This window comes from Micromonospora sp. NPDC003944 (assembly GCF_053605225.1).
The window spans coordinates 52,900-75,912 of the sequence record NZ_JBSGIV010000020.1; the positions used below are offsets into that span (position 1 = coordinate 52,900).

The following is a 23,013-nucleotide window of genomic DNA, read 5'->3' on the forward strand; positions in this document are numbered from 1 at the left end:
GGGTGCGCGCAGAACCGGGACGGTCGGTGACGAGCAAGGTGCTGGCGTTGCTCGACGCGTTCAGCCCGTCCACCCCGGCGTTGACCCTGAGCGAGCTGGCGCGTCGCACCGGGCTGCCCCTGCCGACTGTGCACCGACGGGCCGCCGAGCTGGTCGCCTGGGGGGCGCTGGAGCGCGGTGACGACGGGCGGTACCGGATCGGTCTGCGCCTGTGGGAGGTGGGCTCACTCGCCCCGAGGGGCCTGGGGCTGCGGGAGCTGGCCCTGCCGGTCATGGAGGACCTGTACGAGGTGACCCACGAGAACGTCCAGCTCGCCGTTCGGCAGGACCTCGAACTCGTCTTCATCGAACGGATCGCCGGGCGGCACGCGGTGCCGGTGCTCACCCGGGTGGGCGGTCGTTTCGCGCTGCACGCCACCGGCGTCGGGTTGGTCCTGCTCGCCCACGCGCCCGCCGAGGTCCAGGAGCAGGTGCTGGCCGCGCCGTTGGAGCGGTACACCGAACTGACCATCACCGACCCGAGGCGGCTGCGCCGCAGCCTCGCCGAGGTGCGCCGGGCCGGGTACGCGGTCAGCGACCGTCAGGTCACGATGGACGCCCTCTCGGTGGCCGCGCCGATCCGCGTACCGGAGGGTGTGGTCGCGGCGATCTCGCTCGTGGTCGCCCACGACCGGGCGGACCCGGTGGCGTTGGCCCCACTGGTCCAGGCCGCCGGCCGGGTCGTCTCCCGGGCACTGAAGAGCCCACCTCCGGGCCGGGGTCTCCTGTAGACAGACTGCAAATCGTTGACGCCCGATCAAATTCTGCATTACGTTGCCGGTGCGCGGGTGTTTCCCACCTTCGTGCGCGGAACGGCATCGACGAGAGGGCGCACCTCATGTCACTGGACGGCAGAGTCGCCATCGTCACCGGCGCCGGGCGGGGTCTCGGCCTCGCCTACGCGCAGGAGCTGGCGCGCCGGGGCGCGTCGGTAGTGGTCAACGACGTCGACGCCGAGGCCACCGCCGACGCCGTGGCGGCGATCCAGGCGTCCGGCGGCCGGGCCGTCGCGGTGGTCGCACCCGTCGGCCCGACCGAGACCGCGAAGGCGCTCGTCAGCACCGCGGTCGACCACTTCGGGCGACTGGACATCCTGGTCACCAACGCCGGTGTCCTGCGCGACACGGTGCTGTGGAAGATGAGCGACGACGACTTCGACACCGTCGTCAACGTGCACCTGCGCGGCACGTTCACCACCGTCCGCGAGGCGGTGCAGCACATGCGGCAGGCCGGCGAGGGCGGGCGGATCATCTGCGTCGGGTCGCCCACCGGGCAGCGGGGCACCTTCGGCCAGACCAACTACGCCGCCGCCAAGGCGGGCATCGTCGGCATGGTCCGCACCTGGGCCCTCGAACTCGCGCGGGCCGGCATCACCGCCAACACCGTCGTCCCGGTCGCCGCGACCGCGATGACCGCCACCGTCCCCTACTTCGCCGCTGCGGTGCGGGCCGAGGCGAACGGCGAGCCGATGCCCGCGTTCTTTCGACACGAGCTGGGGTTCGGTACGGCGGACGACGTGGCCGGACTCGTCGCGTTCCTCGCCTCCGACGCTGCGGCCTCGGTGACCGGGCAGGTGATCGGTGTCGGCGGCGACCGCCTGCAGATCTGGACCCACCCGGAGGCGGCCCTGACCGCCCACCGCGAGGGCGGCTGGACGTACGACGCGCTCGTGGAGGCTTGGCCGACGACGTTCGCCGGCGCCGCGCAGAGCGTCGGCGAACGCTTCCCGAAACTCCCCGAGGAGTTCGAGCGCACGCCGTCCTGACCAGCCCGAGCAGACCGCCGGCACCGACCGCCCGATGAAGGTTGGCCCCATGTACCAGCCCGCGATCGACCTCGACGACGTCACGGCGATCGACATGCACGTGCACATCGAGGTCGACGCGCACGGCCACACCTCCCTGCCGGGGCCGCTCGTGGCGGCGGCGTCGGCCTACTTCAGGACAGACGGGCCACGGCCCGCCGTCGACGCGGTGGCGCGGTACTACCGCGAGCGGAGCATGGCCGCCGTCGTCTTCACCGTAGACGCGGGTACGCAACTGAAGCACCCGCCGCTGTCGAGCACCGACATCGCCCGCGCGGCCGCCGAACACGCCGACGTGCTCATCCCGTTCGGGTCGGTCGACCCGCGCACCGGGGGAGCGGCCCTCGACCTCGCCGACCGGCTGATCCAGGAGGAGGGCGTACGCGGCTTCAAGTTCCACCCGACCGTGCAGGGCTTCGACCCCAGCCACGACGAGTACGCGCCGCTGTGGGGCCTGCTGGAGCGGGCGGGTGTCCCGGCGCTCTTCCACACCGGGCAGACCGGCATCGGCGCGGGTACGCCCGGCGGCTATGGCCTGCGGCTCGGCCTGTCGAATCCGATCCTGCTCGATCCGGTCGCGGCCGACTTTCCCGACCTGCAGATCATCATGGCTCACCCGTCGGTGCCCTGGCAGGACGAGGCGTTGTCGGTGGCCACCCACAAGCACAACACCTGGATCGACCTGTCCGGCTGGAGCCCGAAGTACTTCCCGGCCGAGTTGGTGCGCTACGCCAACTCGGTGTTGAAGCGACGGGTGCTCTTCGGCACCGACTACCCGATGCTCACCCCGGACCGGTGGCTGCGCGACGTTCAGTCGACCGACCTCAAGCCGGAAGTGCTTCCGGGCATCCTCAAGGACAACGCGGCCCGACTGCTGGGCCTCGCCCGGTGACGACGAGAGGAAACGCCATGACGACGACAATCACCTACGACCGGCTCGGCGATCTCGCCGGTATCGATCTCGGTCACACCGACTACCGCACGGTCACCCAGGACCAGGTGGACCTGTTCGCCGACGCCACGGACGACCACCAGTGGATCCACGTCGACCCCGAACGGGCGAAGACCGGCCCGTTCGGCGCGCCGATCGCGCACGGCTTCCTCACCCTCTCCCTGGCGATTCCCTTCTGGACGGAGCTGCTCGAGGTCAAGGGCGTGACCACGAAGGTGAACTACGGCCTGGACAAGGTGCGCTTCCCCGCGCCGGTCGTGGTCGGGGCGCGGGTGCGCATGCGGGCCACCGTCGTCGAGGTCGTCGAGGTGCGTGGCGGCTACCAGGTCGCGGTCGACCAGACGATCGAGATCGAGGGTGGCACCAAGCCGGCGGTCGTGGCGCGAGGTCTGTACCGCTTCTACGCCTGAACCCTCGGGGCACTACTCGAACCGGGCGAGCACACCACCTCCAGCCGGGAGAATGCTGATGCAGCAGCACGGAATTGACGCGTGGGTGACCAAGCGCCGGCTCAAGTCCCCGAACCAGATCGCGATCATCCACGGTGACCGGTCGCCGATGACGTACGGACAGTTCGCCGACGCCGCCGACCGGGTCTCGGCGGTGCTGCGGGAGCGGGGCGTCGGCAAGGGTGACAGCGTCGCCTACCTGGGTGACAACAGCCCCGAACTGCTCCTGGTGATGTTCGGGGCGGCGCAGGTCGGGGCCGTCTTCGTGCCGATCAACACCCGCCTCGCCGCACCCGAGATCGCCCACGTCCTCGCCGACTGCGGCGCTCGGGTGCTGATCCACGACCCGGATTTCGCGGCGTCGGTGGCCTCTGCCGCGCCGACCGCCCGGACCTCGTGCGTCATCGTCAACGGCGAGGGCGCGACCGACCGACCCGGGCTGGCCCAGCTGACCCGGGCCGCCGTCACCCCGTTCACCGACCGCGCCGACACCACCCACGCTGATCCGGCGGCGATCATCTACACCTCGGGCACGACCGGCCGGGCCAAGGGCGCCGTGCTGACCCACGGCAACCTCACCTGGGTGGCGCTCAACTGTGTGGTCGACTACGACGTCGTCTCCACCGACGTCGCGCTCATGATCTCGCCGCTGTTCCACGTCGCCTCGCTCGGGATGGGCGCCCTGCCCGTCATCCTCAAGGGCGCCACGATGGTCATCGAGAAGGGATTCGAACCGGGCCGCGCGCTCGCGCAGATCGAGCGGCACAGCGTCACCATGCTCAGCGGCGTGCCCACCACCTACCAACTGATGGCCGACCACCCGGCCTGGGCATCGACAGACCTGTCGACGCTGACGAAGCTCACCTGCGGCGGTTCGGCGGTGCCCGCCCGCATCCTCAACGCCTACGAGGCGCGGGGCCTGTCGTTCTCCCAGGGGTACGGCATGACCGAGGCCGCGCCGGGCGCCACCGCGCTGCCGCCGACGATGACCCGCGTCAAGCAGGGCAGTGTCGGTCTGCCGCACTTCTTCACCGACGTACGGATCACCGACCCGACCGGGGCCGTGCTGCCCACCGGCACCGTCGGTGAGATCGAGGTGACCGGGCCCAACGTCTTTTCCGGCTACCACGGGCTCCCCGAGGCGACCGCAGAAGCGTTCACCGCCGACGGGTGGTTCCGCTCCGGCGACCTCGGTCACCTGGACGCCGACGGCTACCTCTACATCTCCGGCCGACTCAAGGACATGATCATTTCGGGGGGCGAGAACATCTACCCGCTCGAACTCGAGCAACTGCTCACCGAGATCGACGGGGTGACCTCGGCGGCGGTCATCGGCGTACCGGACGAGCGGTGGGGGGAGGTGCCATGGGCGATCCTGACCGTACGGCAGGGGGTGTCCGTGGACACCGACACCGTCCGGGCGTGCCTCGACGGCAGGATCGCGCGCTACAAACTCCCGAAGAACGTTGTCATCGTGGACGAGCTGCCCCGGACGGCGTCGGGGAAGGTGCGGAAGGCCGATCTGCGGACCCGGTTCGGCGCCTAGCCGCGGGCCGGGCCGCGACGAGGTCGGCGAACTCCGCCGCGGACGCCTCGGCCAGCGTCTCGTGCATCCGGCGGTAGGTCCGCACCGACCTCGTGGCGGGCCACTCCGCGTCCATGAACTCGGCCGGCAGCCTCGGGTCGGCGCGCAGGAGCGCGAGCCAGTCCGCCACGAGCATCGTCCGTACGGTGAGGGCGCTCGCTGCCAGCGTCGACGCGGACGGGTCGTCCCACGCGTCGATGAAGGCGAGGTGCGCGCGTCGGATCGCCTCGATGTCCCACGCCGCGCGCACGCTCTCGCCGATCGGGAACCCGGCGAGTTCGCGGGCGTGGAACGCGACCACGGTGTTGGGCGCGAGGTCCTGCCGCAGCGGCTCCAACGAACCGGCGAGGTCGACCTCGCCGGGCGCGAGCCAGAGCCCGTCCCGGATCGGCGCGAAGCCCTCCCAGGTGAGGATCGAGCGCAGCCGGTGCCGCAGCGTCCGCTGACCCTCCGGGATCGAGAAGGTGACAAGCGTCCACCCGCTGCCCTGCGGGTCGAACGGCCGTGGCCCACGAACGCGGTAGGTCGCCTCGCGTAACACCGCGGCCCCGTGCTCGGTAAGCGAGAACAGCGTCTCGCGGCCACTTCTGCTGCGGGCGAGGATGCCGCTGTGCACGAGGCGGTCGAGGGTCGCGCGGGTGGCCGGCGCGGCGACGTCCGCACCCTCCAGCACGCTGATCAGGGCGCTCGCCCGGATCGGGCCCGTGGCAGCGTCGACGACGTGCTCGCCGAAGAAGGCGAGCAACAACTGCTTCGGCTGACGACTACCCACAGCCATCCCCTTCGGTGAACTCGTTGGCTCGGCCGCCGATCACCGCGCGGATCGGGGGGCCACCGTCTGCCCACGCTTTGCCCGCTGGATCTGGTCGTAGACGTGTGTCCGCAGTTCCGTGAAACGGGGCAGAGCGCGGGTGGTGATCTGATCGCGCTCCGGCGGCAGGTCGACCGCGAGGTCCTCCTGAACCCAGGTTGGCGACGTGGACAATACTAGAACCCGCTGACCGAGGTACACCGACTCGTCGATGTCGTGGGTGACGAAGACAACCGAGATGGCGCGGCTGGCGTGCAGCTTGCGGACCAGGTCCTCCAGGTCGGCCCGGGTCTGCGCGTCGACCGCCGCAAACGGTTCGTCCATGATCAGGACTTCGGGCTGGTAGGCGATCGCCCGCGCGATCGCCACCCGCTGTTGCATCCCCCCGGAGAGCTGCCACGGGTGGCTCCGCTCGGCGTCCGCGAGGCCGACCGCCTCGAGAGCGTCGACGACCAGCTTGTTGCGGGCCGCGCGGGAGAGCTTCTTGTGCCGCAGCGGAAGCTCGACGTTTCCGCGCACGGTCAGCCAGGGGTAGAGGCTGCGACCGTACTCCTGGAACACGACGGCCATGGCCGGGCTGGGCCCGGTCACCGGCGAGCCGTCCATCTCGACCACGCCGCTTGTGGGCCGCAGCAAACCGGCGAGGCACTTCAGGAGGGTGGTCTTGCCGCAGCCGGACGGGCCGACGATGCAGACCAGCTCGCCGGCGTCCATGGTGAAGCTGACGTCCCCGATCGCCTCGACGGTGCCCGTCGCGGACTCGTAGACCTTCCGCAGGTGCTCCACCCGCAGCAGAGTGCTCCGGTCAGGCACGGTTGACCTCCCTGATGCCGTGGTACCAGCGCAGTACGCGCCGCTCGACGAGACCGAAAGCTACGGCGAGAAGAACGCCGACGAGGCCGAGGAGGAGGATGCCGCTCCACATCTCGGCGATCAGATAGTTGCGCTGGAAGTAGGCGATGCGGTAGCCGAGGCCGGAGGAGGAGGCGAACATCTCGGAGATGACCATCAGGATCAGCGCGACCGAGAGGGCCTGACGGACCCCGGCCATGATCCGTGGGCTGGCGGCCGGGAGCACGAGGAACCGGAGCCGCTCCCACCGGGAGACCTGGAACGACTCCGCGGTCTCCCGCATGACGCTGTCGGTGCCCCGGACACCCTCGATCGTGTTCAACAGGATCGGCCAGACCGCGCCGGAGACGATCACGATCACCTTCATGGTGTCGGTGATCCCGAGCAGGAGCATCACCACCGGGATCAGCACCGGCGGCGGGATGGCCCGCAGGAACTCCAGCAACGGTTCGAGGAGTTCACGCAGCCAGGGGGTCAGGCCGATGAGGGTGCCGGCGGCGATGCCGAGCACCACCGACGCGGCGACGCCGAGGCCGAGGCGGGCGAGGCTCGGCAGGACGTCCTCGACGAACGCCGGCCCGACCCAGGTCTCGCGGAAGGCTTCGGCGATCGTCAACGGGTCGGGGAAGAAGCGGCTCGTCGTCCTGGTCGCCACCAGACCCCAGACCACCAGCAGCAGTGTCGGCAGCGCCAGCGGGTGGAGGATGTTCGCCGCGACCCGGGACCCGACCGTGCGGCTGCGTGCCGTGGTGACGATCCGCCCGGTGTGCGCGGTCACAGCGGCTCCTCTCCCCGTACGGACTGGTGCCAGGACAGCACCCGACGCTCGACGAACCGGAAGACGATGTTCACCAGGAGCCCGAGCAGGCCGGTGACCACGACAAGCGCGTACAGGCCGGGGGCGTCTCCGGCGGACCGGGACAGCTCGATCATGCGCCCGAGGCCGGGGTTGCCGATCACCATCTCCGCGGTGATGGCGAGGATGAGCGCGACCGCCGCCGCGAGCCGCAGACCCGTCATGAGGTACGGCAGGGTGGTCGGCAGCACGAGGTGCGACAGCCTCTCCCGCCGGGTCAGACCGAAACTGCGGGCGGTGTCGCGAGCCACCGTGTCGACGTCGGCGACACCGTAGATCACCTGCACGAACACCTGCCAGAACGACGCGTAGACGATGATGACGAGAGCGGCCTGGCGCTGGATGCCGAACATCAGCACGGCGAGCGGGATGAGGGCGACCGATGGGATCGGTCGCAGGAACTCGACGACCGTGTGGGTCGCCCGCCGCAGGAACGGCACCAACCCCACGACCGTGCCGAGGACGACGGCGGCGACCGTCGCCACCGTCAGGCCGATCGCCCAGGACGTCATGGTGCTGCCCAGCCGCCGCCAGAACGCGAGGTCGACGAGCTGCTCGAACAGCCGCGCCACCACGTCCGTCACGTACGGCAGGTACAGCGGGTTGACCAGGCCCAGCGTCGGGATCAGCTGCCAGACGACGAGGAACCCGGTCAGGCCGACGACGCCGAGCACCGCCTTGCGTATCGCGCGCAGGCGTCGGCTGGAGAACACGCGCATGTCACTCCCGTCGTCACGCGGGCGCCGGCTACTTCTGCTGGATGAGACGGTCGAGGTCGGGTTGCTTGTCGAGCACCTTGTACTTCTGCGCGAGGTCGGCGAGCGTCTGGAGGCTCGACCTGTCGACCTCCCACCCGAAGGCCGGCAACCGGACCGAGTCGGCCACCGGCGGCGGCAACTCCAGGTTGTCCTTGATGGCCTGCCGCAGTGGTGCCACGTTTGCGGGGTCGTTGGCCCACTGCAACGTCTTCTTCATCGCGGCCGTGAAGTCCTCGACAAGTGTGGCGTCCTTCTCCGTGCGCTCCTTGGTGGTGATGGTGGTGAGTGTGGCCAGGCCGGGCACCACCGCCTGGTAGGGCGCGACGACGAAGGTGTCGCCGCGGGTCTTCAGTTGCGTGACGAAGGGCTCCGGCACCCAGGCGGCGTCGATGTTCCCGGATTCGAGTTGGGCCGGGGCGTCCGGGAAGGCGACCTCGACGAACTTGATTGTCGACGGGTCACCACCGTCCTTCTCGACCGCTGCCATGATCGTGACGTCGCCGGCGGCGCCGAGGCTGTTGACCGAGACCCGCTTGCCCGCGAGGTCGGCGGGTCGTTTGATGCCGGACTTCGCCGAGGCCACCACGGCGTTGATGTCGTCGCCGGCGGCGTACGAGGAGGCGTAGTTGCCGATGATGACGACGCCGAGGTCCCGAAGGTCGGCGCGGAACGGGCCGAAGGGCTGGCCGATCGCGAAGTCGATGTCGCCGTTCAGGAGCGCGGGAATGGCCTGCGCGCCGCCCTGGGCGGGCAGCACCTCGACCTGGAGCCCGCGCTCGGCGAAGATGCCCGCCGTGATACCGCCCCAGAGCGCGGCGGTCTCGGTGATGGGCAGCGCCGCGACCCGGACCTTGCGCAAGTCACCCGAGGCCTGTTCGGACGGCTTGGACGCGTCGGAGTCGGTACATCCGGTGAGGGCGATCGCGGTAGCGGCGATCAGCCCGAGAGCCATGACCTTCTTCATTGACGAGGCCTTCCTGGGCGGGTGGTGGGTGCGTCGGAAGTCGGCGGATGCCTCGGATTTTCGGGTGAACTACCGTTGCGTGGGGGCGCACGCCGCTGTGGTGGCCATGGTCAGTCACCCCGGCATCGAAAGTCAAGAATCTCTGACGCCCGTCATGAATAAGTTGAACGACGCTCTGCTGCGACCACCCGGACCGGCCGCCGCAGGTACCCCTCGGCCACCGCCAGGCGAGGACCCATGGGACTCAGCGAACGAACGGTGGTGCGATTCCAGATCGTCCCGGAGTACGACCGGTCGCGATCAGTGCCGCCGCAACTTGTCGCGGACGGCTGCGGCGTCCGGGTGGTCGAGGGCCGTGAAGATGTCGAGTGCCCGCTGCCAGTCGGCCCGGCCGGAGGTGGGGTCGCCGATGGCGTGGCGGGTGTCGCCGAGCCGGCTGAGAGTGTCCGCCTCGCCCCACAGGTCGCCGAGATCGCGGGCCAGCTCGAGCGTGCGCTCGTAGCACTCCACGGCCCGGCCGTACTGGCCGAGGTGGTGGTGTGCGAAGCCGAGGCTGTCCCAGGTCGCGGCCTCGCCGGCGCGGTCGCCGAGCTGCTGGAGAAGGTCGAGTGCCTGCTCGCAGTACGCCAACGCACCGAGGTGCTCGCCGAGCTGCGCATGGCACCAGCCGACTGCGTTGAGCGCGTCGGCCTGGGCCCTGCGGTGGCCGGTGGCCTGGGCCAGCACGAGAGTCCGCTCCGAGTGCTCGAGGTCCTTGCGCGGCTCGCCCTGCCGGTCCCACAGCGAGGCGAGGTTCTGGTGCGTACGTGCCTCACCCTCGGCGTCCCCGACGTGGACGTACAGGTCGAGGGCCTTCTCCAGGTGGCCCAACGCGTCGGCGTACCGGCTGACCACGGTGTAGGCGCCGGCCAGGAAGCGGTGCGCGACCGCCTGCGCGACCGGGTCACCGAGACGCTCGGCGGCGAGCAGGGCTGTCCGGCAGGTCTCGACGCGGTCCTGCCAGTGCCCCTGCCGGTCCAGGAACGTGTCGAGGGCCCGCCCCAGCCGCCAGGTGTGGACGTCGAACCCGGCACCGGCGGCCTGGCGGAGCGCGGCGAGCAGGACCGGGTGCTCGGCGGTCAACCAGGCCATCGCCTCCGCGTGGGTGGCCGGCCGTTCCGGACGCACACCGGACACCGGCGGGGTCATCAGGTGGTCGACCGGGTCGCTGTGTGGACGCAGCAGGGCGTCGGCGGCATGGGTGGTGTGGGTGTAGTGGTCCAGAAGCCTGGTCGTGGCGGCCCTGCGGGTCGGCTCGGGGTCGGTGCCGTCGCTGAGTTCACCGGCGTACGCCCGCAACAGGTCGTGCGCCGTGAACCGGCCGGGCCGGTACTCGGCGAGCAGGTTCGCGCGGGTCAGCTCGGTCAGCGTCCGGCGGGTCCCGTCCGCCGGCAGACCGGCCAGGCTCGCCGCCGCGGCCGCGGTGATGTCCGGGCCGGGGTGCAGGCCCACCATCCGGAACAGGCCAGCCGCCGGCGGGGTGAGCGCCGTGTACGACCAGGAGAACACCGCGCGCACCTCGCCGACCGCGTCGCCCGCGTCCAGGACGCCGAAGCGCTGACCGGCCGTGCCCAGCTCGGTCGCGAGGGCGGCCAACGGGAAGCCGGACTGCTGGACTCTGGCGGCGGCGATGCTCAACGCCAGCGGCAGCCGGGCGCAGGCGGCGATGATCGCCTCGGCGGCCTCCGGCTCGGCGGCCACCCGTTCGGCACCGAGCCGACTGGTGAGCAGGTGACCGGCCGCGTCGCGGCCGAGTAGGCCCAGCGGGATCGGGTGTGCGCTGTCGAGACTGACAAGCGAGGTGAGCTGGTTACGGCTCGTCACCAGCACCATGGCCGTGGACGTGCCGGGCAGCAGCGGACGGACCTGTTCGGCGTCGCGGGCATTGTCCAACACGATGAGCACCCGCTTGCCGGCAAGCGCGCTGCGGTACAGAGCGGCCTGGGCGTCGAGGTCGGCGGGCACCCGGGCAGCCGGCACCCCGAGCGCGTCCAGGAAGCCGTGCAGCGCCTTCGCCGGGGTCAGCGCCTGCCCCCGCGGGTCGAAGCCGCGCAGGTTCACGTAGAGCTGACCGTCGTCGAACCGCTCGGTGACACGGTGCGCCCAGTGCACCGCCAGGGCGGTCTTGCCCACCCCGGCGGTGCCCGAGATCGCGGCGACCACGACCGCGGTGGGCGCGGCGGCGAGCTTGTCCAGAAGGGCCAACTCGTCGTCGCGGCCGGCGAGGCTTGCCACGTCGGCGGGCAACTGCCGGGGTGTCATCCGGTCGGGTGCGCGCGGCGCGCGGCGGCGGCTCTCCTCGATCCGGTCCCGGGCGGTGGCAAGCGCGCCCTGCTCAGCCGGCGTGGCACCGAGGAGCCGCACCAGGGCGTCGAGCCGGTCGGTGGGCGGCAGCGTCTTGCCGGTGAGGTATTCCGCGATCGCGGTGTGCGACCAGCCGGTGCGGGCCGCCAACTCGCGGTAGGTCAGCTCGGCGTCGCCCTGTTGGCGGGCGTGCCTGCGTCGTAACGCCCGCAACAACGCGGCGAGGTCGTCCGACGTGTGCGCCCCCGCAGCGTCCAGCGCCCTGCCCTCCACCGTCGACGATCGACGTCCGTCAGTGTACGGCGGTGTACGGAATCCGGGCCAGGGGCGCGCACCGATCGGCGATCCTGCTCGGGTGCAGAGCGCACTGATCGAATCATTGGAGGTCATGTGTCCGTACATCTCAAGCCTCTGGCCCTGGCCCTGACCGTGCTCGCGGCGACGCTCACCGTGCCGGCGGCGGCCGCGTCGGCGGCGCCCGACGCCGCAGTCTGCACGACCAAGGCGGCCTGCGCCGACAACGGCCTGCGGGCGACATCGTCGAGCAGGGCGCGCACCACGGGTGACATCACGACCAACGCGATCCAGGTGCCCACGCCGCCCGCGTTCCCGCCGGGCACCCCCTGCTACCGCGAGGAGGTCTCCGAGGAGGTCTACGAGACCGCCACCTACACCACCATCTACGAGATGTACTTCCAGGCGAGCGTCTGCCTGTTCTCCAACGAGATCGTGCTGTACGGCCTGGACACCTCCCTCTCCTTCCCCAATGACGTGCAGGACCCCCGACTGACCTCGATGCAGTTCGTCGTGCGGGACCAGGTCGTCCACTACAGCCCGACCGAGAAGGATGGTTACTCCGAGCTGTGGGTGACCTTCTGCACCGACCCCGCGCAGCCGGGCACCTGCCAGCGGTACCTGCACCGGCTGGGCCTGATGTTCAACCCCGCCTGGGTCTACCCGTTCTCTGTGTTCCAGCGTCTGAGCTGACGGTGCCGGGAGCGGCGTCTCCCGCATGACCGGTCAGGGCGTCTCCCAAGTGGCTCGTGGGACGCCCTGATCACCCGTGGTGGCACAGGTTGCCAGCGGATCTCCACCGCGTTACGTTGAGATGGCATAGACGAACGTCTACATCGCTAGGGACCGGGGGCCCGCATGTCCATGCCTGTCACTCGTCGCACCGTCCTGGCCGGTGGGGCCGGTGCCGCCATCGGCCTGGCCCTGCCCGGCCCCGCCGCCCACGCCGGTGACCGCCATCCCACGAGCGTGAGCTTCACCCTCGACGCGAACACGCTCGACGGCGGTGAGCAGGTCACGTCGGTTACCCTCGACACCGCCCGGCTCGGGCCGATCGACCCGGCCGGGCTGACCCCCGCCACGTTCACCGTGCACGCCACGGCCACCAGCCCGATCCCGATCGCCCCCGGCGACCTGATCTTCAGCGAGTACGACCTGGACCGCACGGTGACCGCGGCCCGACTCGACCGGCACGGAAACATCGTGCTGGAGCTGAGCCACGCCGAAGGTCAACCCGGCGGCGGCACTCTCGGCTACATCCTGAGCCGGGGCCGCAACGTCCAACTGGACCTCGTCTACACCATCACGCAGAACGCCCCGATCGTCCGACGTCGCGGTGCCCCGCTCACCATCACCCGCTTCGTGCAGGGGCGGCTGACCAACCCCGAGGTCGACACCTTCAGCTACCACGTCTCGGGCTCGGGCCTGAAGTACCGGCTCTACTCTCCCGACCACTCGCTCCGGCGTGGTCGGCGGCCGCTGATCGTCTGGCTGCACGGCGGCGGCGAGGGCGCCGCGCTGTCCGACGACTACTACGACAACGAGACCACACTTCGCGCCAACCGGGGCGCGCTCGGCTTCGCCACTCCGCAGGCTCAGCGGATCTTCTCCGGCGCGTACGTCGTCGCTCCACAGAGCACCTCCTACTGGATGGAGGACGGGCCCCGCTTCGCCCCGCTGATCCGCGAGATCGTCCAGGATCTCGTCCGCCGCAAGCGGGTCGACCCCGACCGGATCTACGTGGTCGGGTGCAGCAACGGCGGGTACATGTCCCTGGAGATGACCGTCGCCTATCCGGACCTGTTCGCCGCGTCGGTGCCGATCTGCGGCGTCGTCGAGCCGCTCAGCGGAGAAGGCCCGCCGCTGATCACCGACGCGGAGCTGGCGAGCATCCGGACCCCGACCTGGCTTGTCACCTCACTCGACGACGACACCGTGCCACCCGAGACCAACACGATCCACGCCCACGACCTGATCCCGGGATCGCTTGTCAGCCTGTACGACCACGTCGTCTGGAACGGCTACCAGTTCCCCGGCCACTGGTCCTGGATCTACGTGGCCCGCAACGCCCCGAGTCTCGACGGCACCCACATCTGGGAGTGGATGGCCCGCCGTCGTCGGTGATGCCCTCTTCGAGGGTCCCACCAGCCTGCCGCGCCGACAGCACCGGCGCGGCAGGTGTCACTGCTTGCGGCGTAGCTCGCGCAACACGCCGTGCCGACGCACCGCCCACGCGAGGCGACGCACGTGCGGGTGCCACACGAACAGCACCGCCGCCCGGCGGACCAGGCCGAACCTGTTGTCGTTCAGCTGGGTCTCGATCGCCTGCCAGACCAGCTCGCGCACCTTGGCGCTGGCCAACACCGCCCGTACCTCACGCCGCACGGCTGGATCCTCGGCCGCCGAAGCGATTGCCGCCGCCTGACCGGGCCGGTCCGCGAGCGGCTCCACCCCCGCCGCGACGAGCGGCCTGCGGACCTCGTCCTGCTCCAGCAGCAGCAACACCGCCTCCCGGATCTCGACCGTGTCCAGGGCGGAGCGCAGCAGGCTCAGCAGGCTGCGCTCCACCTCGTGGTCATGGTCCGGGACGGACAACGTCGCCAGCAGCCCCGCGATCTCCTCGAGGTCGACGACGTGTCGTACCCCGGTGCGGAACTCCGGCAGTTCCCACGCGACCTGCAGAGCCTTGACGAGATTGCGGTTCATGGACCCTGCGCTACCCGAAAGCGCCAGCCGGCGAAACCCCACGCCCGGTCCGGACCGGCGTGGCCGCCCGGGTTCGGGCGGCCGCTCCGCAACCGGTCAACACCACGTCAGCGTCGAGTTCACCCGGGTGACGTTGCTGATCGTGTTGTTGGCCCCACCGCAGGGGCTCTGGGTGATGTTGGTGCCGCTGACGGTCAGGTTCTGGAACCGGATACCGGAGGAGATCGGGAACTCGCTCCGGGCCGCGATCCTCACCTCACCACCGCCAGTGACCGTCCCGGACACTCCGGCGATGACGACGTTGTAGCAGTTTTCCACCAGGATCGCGTTGTTCCCCGTGTTCGAGATCGTCACCCGGTCGATGACCGCGCCACCGGACTCGGACACGCAGAAGATCCCCCGGCCACCGCCGGACGCGATCACGGTCCCGACCCGGATGTTCGTCGGATAGGAGTTGTTCACCCGGCCGTTGCGATTGGCCATCCGGAACGCCGCGTACCCGGTCCCGGCCCCGGCGTTCTGCGCGTCGACAGTGCCCACCGTGGCGTTGATGGTGTCGTTGAGCAGCAGGCCGGAGTCCCGGGTGTTCCGCGCCGTGACGGTGCCGATCGTGAGGCCGTCCACGCCGTAGGTCTCCACCCCGTGCGTGCCGGTCCCCGACACGTACACGGTGTCGATGCGGATGTTGCGCACCTTGACCGCGCGATCCCCACCGTGGTTGTCGATCCGGATGCCCAACCCGCTGGAGAGCCGCATGTCGATCTGCCCGAGGGTCAGGTTGTTCACGTTGCGCATGAAGATCCCGTACAACGGCGCACCGGTAAGCGTGAGGTTCTGCACCTCGACGTCCGTGGTGCCCCGTGAGTACACAGGTGCCTGGTCGCCCGAGCCCGACCCGGTCACATTGATCGTGCCGCACACGGCCAGGGTCGTGTACGAGGGCAGGGACAGCCGGGAGCCCGCGCTCATCGAGCCGGAACCGCGAACCACGACCCGCTGCTTCGACGTACGACCCGACGAGAGCGAGTTGACCGCCGCCTGCATCGCCGACAGCATGTCGGATCCCGAGTAGACCGTCGACGAGCCGTTGCGGGCCGTCCAGGTGCTGCCGCTGAGTACGGCCTCGGCGTTGCTCGACCCGCTGCCGCAGCCGGTGCTCGGTGGTGTGCTGCCACCGCCGACCGCGACCAGTTGCCACTGCTGGTTCGGGCCGTTGACGTCGGCGTACTGGCTGATCCGGCCGCCGTCGGCGGTGGACCGCTCCCAGACCTCGAGCGCCTTGGCGGAGTGGCGGTTGATCAGCCGGACGTAGCCGCTGTCGGAGTCGAGGACCTGGAACTGCTGGTTGGTGCCGTTGAGATCGGACCACTGGCGGAAGTCGGCGCCGTCGGCGGTGTTCCACTCCCACAGGTCGACGACCTTGCCGCTGTGCCGGGCCTTGAGTCGGTAGTAACCGCTGCCGGAGGAGACGAACTGGAACTGCTGCCACGCGCCGTCGTTACGAGACCACTGCTGGATCACCGCGCCGTCCGCGGTCGAGGTGTCCCGGACGTCGAGGACCTTGCCGCTGTTGCGGTTGACCAGGACGTAGTAGGCGTTGGTGTCGATTGTCGCCGCCGTTGCCGGCGGTGCGCCGACCAGGACTGCGCCGACCGCGCCGACAAGCGTGGTGATGATGGCCAGCGCCAGGCCCCTACGCCGACGTCGACCCACCGACGGTCTGCTCGTGGCAATGAAAGACATCGATCCTCCTGGCTGGATGTGCTCCGGTGAACCCGGGGGAGAGGCGCAGGAGGGGGATGTGACGGTGGCGTTTCCGCCGCGTGGCGGATTTATGTTGGCGTTAACATCGACACATGTCAAGGTATGCTACCGTCGTGTTCGGCGACCAGGCTGTCGTGAACCCCGGCCGGGCCTGGTTCCGTCAGCAGCTTCGCGCGTCCTGAGGACCGGCGGCGGACGTCGTCATCCCACCGGTTCGCCGGCGCGGTACACGGCGAGCGGGCGGCGCAGCACCGTGATGTCGCTCGTCGGGTCGCCGTCCACGACCAGCAGGTCGGCGTCGAACCCAGGGCGGACACGACCCTTGCGTCGTCCCAGGCCACACACCTCGGCGCCGACCGAGGTGGCCGAGGCGAGGGCTGCGGTGGCCGGGATGCCGCAGGCCACGTACTCGACGAGTGTTTCGGGCAGGATCCCGTGCGGCTTCGCGGGACCGAGGCCCGCGTCCGAACCGGCCACCAGGCGGACCCCGGCCCGGTGCAGGGTGGCAACGCCGTCCCGCAGTGCGGCCTCGCTGAGCCCGGCCCGTGCCGCCATGGCCACCACCTCCGGTGGTGTGACCACGGCCGGGTCGGTACCGAGCGTGGCGCAGACCGCCACCCCGGAGGCGGCCAGGCGGTCCGCCAGTTCGGCGGGGACGCGGGCGCCGGCCGAGGTCACGCAGGTGCAGTGCTCGATGCCGTCCACGCCGACGCGCAGCGCCTGCTCGACCGCGCTGAGCGCATGGGCGTGCGCGGTCACCGGCAGGCCCAGGTCGTGAGCCTGGGTCAGGGTGGCGGTCAGCTCCTCGTCGGTGAACTGCGGCCTCGTGGTGTCGGTGCCCGGGGTGAACACCCCACCGCTGCCCATGACCTTCACCAGGTCGGCGCCGGCCGCCGCCAGCAGGCGTACGGCTTCGCGGACCCCGTCGACACCACTCGCCTCGCCCCCCAGCGACGAGCAGTGCCCGCCGACGCTTGTCAGCGGTGCGCCCGACCCCACCACCGTGGGCAGGTCGTCCCGCACCCCTCGACCTCGCCAACGGAGCACCGCGCCGCGCCGGTCGCCCAGGTCCCGGACCGTGGTGACACCGGCAGCCAGGTGGGCGCCGAGCGACGCCTCGACGACCGCATCGAGGTCCGACTCGGGGCGCTTGGCAAGTCGCCCGAGCGCGTCGGGCGCGGCGTCGGCGCAGAGATGCACGTGCGCGTCGACCAGACCGGGCAGCACGGTGCCGTCGAACTCCTCGCGTACCGGCCAGCCGGGTGGAACCTCGGCCCCACCCCTGTGCACGTCGGCGATGCGCCCGTCGTCGACGAGGACCAGCACTCCACCCTCGACAAGCCGTTCGCCGTCGAACATCCGGGCCACCCGCACCGCACGCTTCGTCATCGTCACCCCAGTCGGCCCCACCTACCCCGCTCGGTGGTAGGCGTCGGTCGTGGCCTGACCATCGCACCGCCGCAGGGCGCAGGACCTCCCTCGCCAGAGCGGATCTCCTCCCCCTGCCGGGTGAGCACCCCGCCCGTACTCGCCACGGAGGTCCGCACGTCGACGTCTTCGTGGCATCATGCTGGTCCATGGATCACCAGGGACAGTTTGGTCGTGCCGCGCTCGAGGTGGGCATCCCGGACGACGAGATCAGCAGGTTCACCGCACACCTGCGTCTGTCGATCCGTTTGAGCGGAGGTTCCGGCGGCGTCCCGGTCGGGCAGTTCGGTGGGTTGCCCCGACTGCCTGTGGGAACGGACTGGCCGAGCGCCGGGGCCGGTCCGTTGCCGTTCGTCTTCTCCGTCGACTGCGCGGCGCTGCCGCGGGTCGACGGCTCCGACCTGCCGCCGTCCGGCTCGCTGCTCTTCTTCCTCGACCACGAGGAGGACCACCTGGCCGCTGAGACCGGCGACCGGGAGTACGCCCGGGTCGTGTACGTACCCGCCGACGTCGACACCGAGGTGGCGGAGGAGCCCACCAACCCCGGGTGTGTCGGCAAGCGGTACGACCTCCACGCCACGCTCGGCGCGGAGTTGCCCCCGTGGTTCGCGCCGAACGACGAGGACGAGGACGACCTCTCGCCCTTCCAGCAGCAGGTGGCCCGTGACCTGGAGCGCGACCTGCCACACCTGGACGAGCTCTGCGCGTTGGCCAACGACCTCTGGCCGCCCGACGAGGGGCTGGCCAGCGCCGACATCGGCGGGTATGCCGACGACGAGCTGGTCAGGAGCATCGCGGAGCAGGTCCTCGCCGGGCGTGAGAAGGCCGGCGAGATCGTCGTCCCGGTGGCGCAGTGGTATTCCCGGGTGGAGCAGGAACAGCAGCGGCTGACGGGCGAGTGGATGTCGCTCGCCCGGTTTCCCCTGGCCGACGGGTTCTACTACGGCAGTTTCCTGATCCGTCGGGACGACCTGGCCGCTCGTCGACTGGACCTGGCGCTCTCCGTGACCGAGTTCAGTGAGTAGGACACCGGCGGCAACGCTCTGCGTGGCCGTCGCTCGAGAGCGTTGGGCTACCCTGACCTGCGGTCCCTCCAACCGCGTGACCTGAGGAGTCGATGCTGACATGACGGCAGGGCGACCGACGCCGGCCCAGGACGACGTGCTCGGTTACTTCGACACGCTGTCCAACTGGGGTCGGTGGGGCGACGACGACGAACTCGGCACGCTGAACCACATCACCGACGACGTCCGGCTGGCGGCGGCGCGAGCCGTGCGGCAGGGCAGGAGCGTGTCCTGCGCATGGGAGGTCGCCGCACCCGGCGACATGGAGCGGTCGACGACGACCTGCCCGTGCGCGGCCGACATGCCGGGTGCCGAGAACATGCCGTCGCACTTCCACGCCGACCGGCGCTGGGGCTTCTCGTCGGAGCGGCTCGGCATCTCCTTCCACGGCAACACCCTCACCCACCTCGACTCGCCGTGCCACATCTTCTGGGACGGCGCGATGTACAACGGTCGGTCGCACTCGTTCGTCGACCCCGCGACAGGCTCGGCGTGGGCGGCCGTCACGGCGGCGGCGAACGGGATCGTCACGCGTGGTGTCCTGCTCGACGTGGCGGCGGCCCGTGAGGTGCCGTGGTTGGAGCCCGGAGAGGGTGTGTATCCCGACGATCTCGAGGAGGCCGAACGTCGCCAGGGTGTGCAGGTGCGACCCGGTGATGCGGTGCTCCTGCGGACCGGCTATGGCCGTTTCCGGCACGAGAACGGTCCGGCCAGCGGCTTCGCCCAGGCCGGCTGGCACGCGTCGTGTCTGCCGTGGCTGCAGGAACGGGAGGTCGCGCTGATCGGCGCCGACACCCCCCAGGACGTTCAGCCGTCCGGGTACGACGACGTGTTGATGCCGGTCCACGCCGTGAGCCTCGTCGCGATGGGGCTGTGGATGCTCGACAACTGTGACCTGGAAGCGTGCGCCGCGACGGCTACCGAGCTGGGCCAGTGGGACTTTCACCTGGCGGTCGCGCCGGTCCGCTTCGCCGGCACGTCCGGCAGCCCGGTCAACCCGATCGCCACTTTCTGAGCGCTGCCGCGGCGGTAGGCGCCGCGCACGGTGCGGGCCCCGGATCCGACGACAGTGCGGCATACTGTGAAGCCGGATCGAAGAGCGTGAATACGGTCGCGATGCGGGACGCTCGGCGCAGCCGGGCCGTAGCCGCAGGCCGGTGCCGGACCAGGTTCTGAGAGGGCGGCCACCATGACCATGCCACGTGGGGAGCGCGGACCCGTCCGCGTTCGCCCGGTTCTCGCAGCCGCCGTGTCCGTCCTCGTCGCGGGGGTGCTCGCCGCCGCCGATCCGGCCAGCGCCGCCGACCCACCACACCGGGTGGCCAACCCCTACGTCGGAGCCCAGGTCTACGTCGATCCCGAATGGGCAGACCGCGCGACTGCGGAGCCCGGCGGCGACGCGGTCGCCGGTCAGCCGACCGCGGTCTGGCTGGACCGGATCGCCAGGATCGACGGAGACGACGAGAGGATGGGCCTGCGTGAGCACCTCGACGCCGCCGTGGCACAGCACGCCGACCTCGTCCAGGTGACCCTGTACAACCTGCCGGCGCGCGACTGCGGCCGGCGCGCACCACAGGGTGAGCTGTCGATCGGGGACCTCGCCCGCTACCAGGCCGAGTTCGTCGACCCGATCGTCGAGATCCTCGCCGCGCCCGCCTACGCCGATTTGCGGATCGTCGTCTTCGTCGAACCGAACTCGCTGCCCGACCTCGTGGTCAACACCGGCAACCGCTACGCGGCCACCCCTGCCTGCGACGAGGTGCTGGCACGCGGCACCTACCAGCACGGGATCGGGTACGCCCTGGCCCGGCTCGGTGCCCTGCCCAACGTCTACTCGTACCTCGACATCAGTCACCACCTCGAGGTCGGCTGGCCCGAGGACTCCGGCCCGCTGACGGCGCTGCTGGCACAGGTAGCGACAAGCGCCGGCAGCACTGTCGCCGACGTCCACGGTTTCGTGGCCAACACCGCCAACTACTCGGTCCTGCACGAGGAGCACTTCCGCGCTGACGACGTGATCAACGGCCAGCCGGTGCGGCAGTCGAAGTGGGTCGACTGGAACCCGTTCATCGACGAGGTGCCGTACGTGCGACACCTGCGGGGACTGTTGACCGACGCCGGCTTCTCCCCGGACGCGGGCGTGGTCGTCGACACCTCACGCAACGGCTGGGGCGGCCCGAACCGACCCACCGGCCCGGCGACCTCCGGCGATCTCAACCGCTACGTCGACGGCAGCCGGATCGACAGGCGGGCAGCGGTCGGCAACTGGTGCAACCAGAGGGGTGCCGGCCTCGGTCAGCGTCCGGTCGCGGAACCGGAACCGGGCATCGACGCCTACGTCTGGGTCAAGCCCCCGGGCGAGTCCGACGGCAGCAGCGGCAGCCCGAGTCCGGGCCAGCCGTACGAGCCGATGTGCGACCCGAACTACGTGCCGCCCCGCGGTTCCGTGTACGACACCGGTGCGACAGCTGGCGCTCCGCCGCTGGGGGAGTGGTTCCCGGCGCACTTCAGTCAGCTGCTTGCCAATGCCTGGCCGCCGCTCACCCCAGCTCTATGACGGGCCGGGTCAGCATCTCGTCGACGTACCCGTCGTCAGAGGCGAGCCACAGGCCGAAGTCCTTGTCCCGGTAGGCGGTCGCGAGGGCGAGCCAGCCCAGGAAGAAGCCGCTGCCTCCGCAGGTGGTGCTGCCACCGTCACCGCCGCACACGATTGTGGGCTCGGTCGTCGTCTCGTGCCTGTACGGATGCGCGCCGGCCGTAATCGGTGGCCACGGCGATGACCAGTGGCCCCCATCCGAGAATCGGGGCGTAGTAACGGAACACCTCCCAGCCCGGCTGTGGGTGCGCCGGTTCGTCCCCGCCGATCCCCACCCACCCGCTCTGCACGAGGTGGAATCTCTGGTTCAGCAGGACGTACACGCAGATGGCGACGAGCAACCAGCCGCCGATCAGCGCGACGCGCACCACCGGCCGCGCCGGGATGTGCAGATCCCCGATGCGTGGCACCCAGTGCGGCACCCGCTGTCCCCATCGGTGCACCAGACCGAGCGTCAGCAGGGCCAACCCCATCGACAGCGCGGACAAGAAGATCATGTACCACGGTGTGACGGCATCGTCGGTGAACACCAACGTCAGTCGCCAGGCCGCCGACGGCAGGACGCAGAGCGGGACAGCGTAGGCGGCCCCGATCGCCCAGCGCGGCGGGGCGGCGGTCGAGACGCGGGCAGAGTCAACGAGGCTCATGGACGCTCCCGTCCTGGGTTGCGGTCGGGGCGGCTCCGGTCGAGGTGGCGTGGGCATAGCCGGTGGTCGTGACGGCCAACGACACTCCCCAGCCGAGGAACACCAGCAGGGTGGCCGTGACGGCCCATCCGTCCGCCACGTCGGACCAGTGCGATTCGCCCGCGGCCAGCTCGCCGACGAGCACCGCAGTGCTCAGCACGCCGTAGGTGACAAGCGTGAGCGCCACCACGGCGGCCGGGATCACCGCCAGCCGTCTGGGGACCCGTCGACCGTGTAGTACGGGCACCCAGCGCGGAAACTGTTGCCCCCACCGCTGGACCAGCCCGAGGGCGAGCAGGCCGGCGAGCGGCGGGAGCAGCGTGATCGCCACCGCCGTCGGCGTGGACAGGTTCCGCTCGATGTCGTTCAGTTCCCGCTCGGAGATACCGAACGGGACGCCGAGCACCCAGAGCCCGTGGGGCACGGCCCAGCCGACCACGGGCAGCGCGACGGCGACGTACGCCCAGCGGCGTGTCCATCGCGGCACCGGCCGGTAGCCGACGGTGGACGGCCCGCGCTGGGGCCCGGAGGCGTTCGCGAGCCCGGCGAACAGGATGCCACCGGCCACCAGGACGAGCCGGGCTCCGAGGTCACGCCAGTCCGATGGCCGTCCCGCCAGCGCCGCCGGGATCTCGAAGACCAGGTGCAGCGGAAACGCGACCACCAGGAGCAGCGCGGCCGCAGCCCAGCCGGCGAAGGTCGCCCACCTGCTCGGAAACCGGAGAATGCACACGAGCACCACTGCGAGGGCGACGCCGACTCCCACCGCACCCCACCCCGACCAGAACGGCACCGCCACGACCTGGTCCGCACCGCACCCACCGCTCGGGTCGACCAGTTCGGTGCGGTCGCAGGCGGTGTACCCCCACCGGCCACCGGCGATCCAGTACAGCCGCTGCGTCACCGCGGCGACGACGAACACGACGCACGCCAGCGCCCACGGTCTGGACCGGGTCGGCACCTCTACGACAGTCATGGACCCACGATCGCTTGCGGGGAATCCGCCGTCCTCCCCGACGGAAGGGGAAGCTCTCCCTCCGTCGGGGGACAGGCCGTCGGGCG

The 23,013-nt window shown here is 70.6% G+C and carries 22 protein-coding genes; 10 read left to right on the forward strand and 12 right to left on the reverse strand.

Going from position 1 to position 23,013, the window contains the following annotated elements; genetic code table 11:
- Positions 1-2 precede the first annotated feature (2 nt).
- The 5 genes from ACWER9_RS12835 to ACWER9_RS12855 all read left to right on the forward strand — a co-directional run bounded on the left by ACWER9_RS12835 (position 3) and on the right by ACWER9_RS12855 (position 4,790).
- On the forward strand, positions 3-770 hold the full coding sequence (locus ACWER9_RS12835; protein ID WP_452301985.1) for an IclR family transcriptional regulator: 768 nt from the start codon (positions 3-5) through the stop codon (positions 768-770).
- A 107-nt stretch (positions 771-877) separates the two neighbouring features.
- Positions 878-1,804 (forward strand): SDR family oxidoreductase, encoded by a 927-nt coding sequence (locus ACWER9_RS12840; RefSeq protein WP_452301986.1) that lies wholly within the window; start codon positions 878-880, stop codon positions 1,802-1,804.
- Between the two features lie 49 nt (positions 1,805-1,853).
- A complete protein-coding gene (locus ACWER9_RS12845; RefSeq protein WP_452301987.1) occupies positions 1,854-2,735 on the forward strand; it encodes an amidohydrolase family protein in 882 nt (293 codons plus the stop codon).
- Positions 2,736-2,752: 17 nt separating this feature from the next.
- A complete protein-coding gene (locus ACWER9_RS12850; RefSeq protein WP_452301988.1) occupies positions 2,753-3,205 on the forward strand; it encodes a MaoC family dehydratase in 453 nt (150 codons plus the stop codon).
- 58 nt (positions 3,206-3,263) lie between these two features.
- On the forward strand, positions 3,264-4,790 hold the full coding sequence (locus tag ACWER9_RS12855; protein ID WP_452301989.1) for an acyl-CoA synthetase: 1,527 nt from the start codon (positions 3,264-3,266) through the stop codon (positions 4,788-4,790).
- Here ACWER9_RS12855 and ACWER9_RS12860 read toward each other — a convergent pair.
- The 6 genes from ACWER9_RS12860 to ACWER9_RS12885 form a co-directional block, all read right to left on the reverse strand.
- Complete coding sequence (locus ACWER9_RS12860; protein WP_452301990.1) at positions 4,714-5,607, reverse strand: PaaX family transcriptional regulator; 894 nt, start codon at positions 5,605-5,607, stop codon at positions 4,714-4,716. The genes ACWER9_RS12855 and ACWER9_RS12860 overlap by 77 nt on opposite strands.
- A 33-nt stretch (positions 5,608-5,640) precedes the next feature.
- Positions 5,641-6,453: an ABC transporter ATP-binding protein gene (locus ACWER9_RS12865; RefSeq protein WP_452301991.1), complete on the reverse strand. Its 813-nt coding sequence runs from the start codon at positions 6,451-6,453 to the stop codon at positions 5,641-5,643.
- Complete coding sequence (locus tag ACWER9_RS12870; RefSeq protein WP_452301992.1) at positions 6,446-7,270, reverse strand: ABC transporter permease; 825 nt, start codon at positions 7,268-7,270, stop codon at positions 6,446-6,448. The genes ACWER9_RS12865 and ACWER9_RS12870 overlap by 8 nt, the downstream gene beginning before the upstream one ends.
- A complete protein-coding gene (locus ACWER9_RS12875) occupies positions 7,267-8,067 on the reverse strand; it encodes an ABC transporter permease (protein ID WP_452301993.1) in 801 nt (266 codons plus the stop codon). The genes ACWER9_RS12870 and ACWER9_RS12875 overlap by 4 nt, the downstream gene beginning before the upstream one ends.
- Before the next feature lie 28 nt (positions 8,068-8,095).
- Positions 8,096-9,070, reverse strand: coding sequence for an ABC transporter substrate-binding protein (locus ACWER9_RS12880; RefSeq protein ID WP_452301994.1), 975 nt, complete (start codon positions 9,068-9,070; stop codon positions 8,096-8,098).
- 300 nt (positions 9,071-9,370) lie between these two features.
- Complete coding sequence (locus ACWER9_RS12885; RefSeq protein WP_452301995.1) at positions 9,371-11,686, reverse strand: tetratricopeptide repeat protein; 2,316 nt, start codon at positions 11,684-11,686, stop codon at positions 9,371-9,373.
- Between the two features lie 117 nt (positions 11,687-11,803).
- Between ACWER9_RS12885 and ACWER9_RS12890 the strand changes: the two genes are divergently transcribed.
- Both ACWER9_RS12890 and ACWER9_RS12895 read left to right on the forward strand, forming a co-directional pair.
- Entirely contained in the window at positions 11,804-12,400 is a 597-nt protein-coding gene (locus ACWER9_RS12890) for a hypothetical protein (RefSeq protein WP_452301996.1), read from the forward strand.
- A gap of 165 nt (positions 12,401-12,565) precedes the next feature.
- Positions 12,566-13,831, forward strand: a complete 1,266-nt coding sequence (locus ACWER9_RS12895; protein ID WP_452301997.1) for a prolyl oligopeptidase family serine peptidase — start codon at positions 12,566-12,568, stop codon at positions 13,829-13,831.
- A gap of 57 nt (positions 13,832-13,888) precedes the next feature.
- Here the strand turns inward: ACWER9_RS12895 and ACWER9_RS12900 are convergent, their stop codons facing one another.
- From ACWER9_RS12900 to ACWER9_RS12910, 3 genes are all read right to left on the reverse strand, one after another.
- Positions 13,889-14,413: a hypothetical protein gene (locus ACWER9_RS12900; RefSeq protein WP_452301998.1), complete on the reverse strand. Its 525-nt coding sequence runs from the start codon at positions 14,411-14,413 to the stop codon at positions 13,889-13,891.
- Positions 14,414-14,509: 96 nt separating this feature from the next.
- Positions 14,510-16,156, reverse strand: a complete 1,647-nt coding sequence (locus ACWER9_RS12905; protein WP_452301999.1) for an RICIN domain-containing protein — start codon at positions 16,154-16,156, stop codon at positions 14,510-14,512.
- Positions 16,157-16,378: 222 nt separating this feature from the next.
- Positions 16,379-17,566, reverse strand: coding sequence for an amidohydrolase family protein (locus ACWER9_RS12910; RefSeq protein WP_452302000.1), 1,188 nt, complete (start codon positions 17,564-17,566; stop codon positions 16,379-16,381).
- A 188-nt stretch (positions 17,567-17,754) separates the two neighbouring features.
- On the opposite strand from ACWER9_RS12910, the gene ACWER9_RS12915 reads away from it, so the two are divergent.
- The 3 genes from ACWER9_RS12915 (at position 17,755) to ACWER9_RS12925 (ending at position 21,226) form a co-directional block, all read left to right on the forward strand.
- A complete protein-coding gene (locus ACWER9_RS12915) occupies positions 17,755-18,630 on the forward strand; it encodes a DUF1963 domain-containing protein (RefSeq protein WP_452302001.1) in 876 nt (291 codons plus the stop codon).
- Between the two features lie 100 nt (positions 18,631-18,730).
- Positions 18,731-19,684: a cyclase family protein gene (locus tag ACWER9_RS12920; RefSeq protein ID WP_452302002.1), complete on the forward strand. Its 954-nt coding sequence runs from the start codon at positions 18,731-18,733 to the stop codon at positions 19,682-19,684.
- A 234-nt stretch (positions 19,685-19,918) separates the two neighbouring features.
- Positions 19,919-21,226, forward strand: a complete 1,308-nt coding sequence (locus ACWER9_RS12925) for a glycoside hydrolase family 6 protein (protein WP_452302003.1) — start codon at positions 19,919-19,921, stop codon at positions 21,224-21,226.
- Here the strand turns inward: ACWER9_RS12925 and ACWER9_RS12930 are convergent.
- The 3 genes from ACWER9_RS12930 to ACWER9_RS12940 are packed head-to-tail and all read right to left on the reverse strand — an operon-like array spanning position 21,210 to position 22,927.
- Positions 21,210-21,377 (reverse strand): hypothetical protein, encoded by a 168-nt coding sequence (locus tag ACWER9_RS12930; protein WP_452302004.1) that lies wholly within the window; start codon positions 21,375-21,377, stop codon positions 21,210-21,212. The two genes, ACWER9_RS12925 and ACWER9_RS12930, sit on opposite strands and share 17 nt — an antisense overlap.
- Positions 21,364-21,912 carry a hypothetical protein gene (locus ACWER9_RS12935; RefSeq protein WP_452302005.1) on the reverse strand — a complete coding sequence of 183 codons (549 nt, stop codon included), beginning with the start codon at positions 21,910-21,912 and terminating at the stop codon, positions 21,364-21,366. The genes ACWER9_RS12930 and ACWER9_RS12935 overlap by 14 nt, the downstream gene beginning before the upstream one ends.
- A complete protein-coding gene (locus ACWER9_RS12940; protein ID WP_452302006.1) occupies positions 21,899-22,927 on the reverse strand; it encodes a hypothetical protein in 1,029 nt (342 codons plus the stop codon). The genes ACWER9_RS12935 and ACWER9_RS12940 overlap by 14 nt, the downstream gene beginning before the upstream one ends.
- Between the last annotated feature and the right edge of the window lie 86 nt (positions 22,928-23,013).

Bases quoted from the DNA above. Each gene is read 5' to 3' on its own strand.
- ACWER9_RS12845 (WP_452301987.1), top strand. From the start codon at position 1,854: ATGTACCAGCCCGCGATCGACCTCGACGACGTCACGGCGATCGACATG.
- ACWER9_RS12875 (WP_452301993.1), bottom strand. From the start codon at position 8,067: ATGCGCGTGTTCTCCAGCCGACGCCTGCGCGCGATACGCAAGGCGGTG.
- ACWER9_RS12850 (WP_452301988.1), top strand. From the start codon at position 2,753: ATGACGACGACAATCACCTACGACCGGCTCGGCGATCTCGCCGGTATC.
- ACWER9_RS12905 (WP_452301999.1), bottom strand. From the start codon at position 16,156: ATGTCTTTCATTGCCACGAGCAGACCGTCGGTGGGTCGACGTCGGCGT.
- ACWER9_RS12935 (WP_452302005.1), bottom strand. From the start codon at position 21,912: ATGAGCCTCGTTGACTCTGCCCGCGTCTCGACCGCCGCCCCGCCGCGC.
- ACWER9_RS12915 (WP_452302001.1), top strand. From the start codon at position 17,755: ATGGATCACCAGGGACAGTTTGGTCGTGCCGCGCTCGAGGTGGGCATC.
- ACWER9_RS12895 (WP_452301997.1), top strand. From the start codon at position 12,566: ATGTCCATGCCTGTCACTCGTCGCACCGTCCTGGCCGGTGGGGCCGGT.
- ACWER9_RS12920 (WP_452302002.1), top strand. From the start codon at position 18,731: ATGACGGCAGGGCGACCGACGCCGGCCCAGGACGACGTGCTCGGTTAC.
- ACWER9_RS12860 (WP_452301990.1), bottom strand. From the start codon at position 5,607: ATGGCTGTGGGTAGTCGTCAGCCGAAGCAGTTGTTGCTCGCCTTCTTC.
- ACWER9_RS12910 (WP_452302000.1), bottom strand. From the start codon at position 17,566: ATGACGAAGCGTGCGGTGCGGGTGGCCCGGATGTTCGACGGCGAACGG.
- ACWER9_RS12900 (WP_452301998.1), bottom strand. From the start codon at position 14,413: ATGAACCGCAATCTCGTCAAGGCTCTGCAGGTCGCGTGGGAACTGCCG.
- ACWER9_RS12855 (WP_452301989.1), top strand. From the start codon at position 3,264: ATGCAGCAGCACGGAATTGACGCGTGGGTGACCAAGCGCCGGCTCAAG.
- ACWER9_RS12840 (WP_452301986.1), top strand. From the start codon at position 878: ATGTCACTGGACGGCAGAGTCGCCATCGTCACCGGCGCCGGGCGGGGT.
- ACWER9_RS12880 (WP_452301994.1), bottom strand. From the start codon at position 9,070: ATGAAGAAGGTCATGGCTCTCGGGCTGATCGCCGCTACCGCGATCGCC.
- ACWER9_RS12940 (WP_452302006.1), bottom strand. From the start codon at position 22,927: ATGACTGTCGTAGAGGTGCCGACCCGGTCCAGACCGTGGGCGCTGGCG.